The sequence below is a fragment of the Moorena sp. SIO3B2 genome (assembly GCF_010692525.1).
Classification (GTDB): domain Bacteria; phylum Cyanobacteriota; class Cyanobacteriia; order Cyanobacteriales; family Coleofasciculaceae; genus Moorena; species Moorena producens.
Genome location: NZ_JAAHHE010000894.1, coordinates 1 through 1,346 on the forward strand (window position 1 = coordinate 1; position 1,346 = coordinate 1,346).

Sequence of the window (1,346 nt, forward strand, 5' to 3'; positions counted from 1 at the left end):
CCCTCAAAATTTACGACTAGCCATCTACATCAATAATGCTACCCAGGCTAGTGATTTAGCCAAATACCAGTTGTTATTTGACCCTCAAACCTCTGGTGGACTCCTGGCTGCTATTCCAGCTGAAAACCTTGATGAATGTATCAAGAAGTTGAAAACATTTGGTCACAAGCAAAGCTCCTTGATTGGTAGGGTTATTCCTGCTCCGGAAAGTATGCCAATTACCCTGAATATTGGCTAAAGAGAAAACGCGAGCATTAAGCTGACCGCTGAATGCTTACGGAACTCCTAAAGCTGAAAGCCCCGTGTTTTCAAACCAGGGATGAAAGCTCGTAGCGACTTTAGTCGCCGTGAATAAAATCTCGACTTTTGCTTAACACTTTTATACAAGCCTGTTAAGATAAATATATATCGAATAAAGTCGAAATTCGGTGATTATTATAGAGTTCAAAGCCAAAGGGAAAAAGTCTCAGTATTCATCGATAGATGAAGATATCCGGACAGTTAAGTTCATCTGAAATAGCTGCATCCGTCTATGGTTGGACAACAATGGTACAGGGAAAAGTGACCTTAGCCGATATTCCAAAATCCTTTACAGAATTTTTTGAGATGAGGTTTTCACAGCAAAAAATATCCCGATTTTCCCATTGAGTAAGAGAGCGTATCCACTCTTAGCAGCACCTGTATCAAAAACCTTGGAAATAATACCAGCCTCTCTAACTTAGGCTTCACAATAAATCCAAGCTTCTAGGGTGATATCTTTGGCAATTTTAAATTCAGGCTGATTTCCCAAATCGATATAATCATCCTGACCATCAAAAGTGAGAACAGTCTGTTAGGAAGACACAGAAGATGCCGAGGGTCTTTTCCTACCAAAACTTCTTGAAATGTGAGAGCCTTGTGTCTTTAGACCGAGGGTGAAACAGAGAGACTGGGTTGACCCAGTCGTGTCTCTTTAGTCTTTCTTTATTTCAGATCTAATAATTTTTTCTACAAGTTCTCCCACACTGGTATTTGATTCTCTAGCTGATAATTGAAGCCACTTCCAAGTAGTCCCAGTTAGCCAAACGGTATGGGGCTTCTTCAATTCATCATGATGTACGGGTACTCCCCGCATTCTTTTTCTGGTTTTCCGCTCATTTATTGTTGACATATTCAGAACCAACGTCTTTACTAAGAGTATATTAAAAAAACAAGGAGGTGATGACAACTGTACAAGACAATTCCAGTCAAAGCTAGTTTTTCAGAGGAGGAAAAAGCCTTTTGGTTGTTCCAATGCGAGAATGCTAATAGCCTAGGGAATTGTGCAACTTATTATGCGAAGCAAAAACATTACTCTTGGTTGGAGC

Annotated in this window: 3 pseudogenes; all 3 read left to right on the forward strand. The window is 40.0% G+C overall.

What is annotated here, in order from left to right:
* Window positions 1–238 (forward strand): annotated as a pseudogene (locus F6K38_RS42145) (AIR synthase-related protein); the annotation flags it as partial.
* Window positions 239–428: 190 nt separating this feature from the next.
* Window positions 429–602, forward strand: a pseudogene (locus F6K38_RS42150) (RNA-guided endonuclease TnpB family protein); the annotation flags it as partial.
* A 605-nt stretch (window positions 603–1,207) separates the two neighbouring features.
* Window positions 1,208–1,346 (forward strand): annotated as a pseudogene (locus F6K38_RS42155) (RNA-guided endonuclease TnpB family protein); the annotation flags it as partial.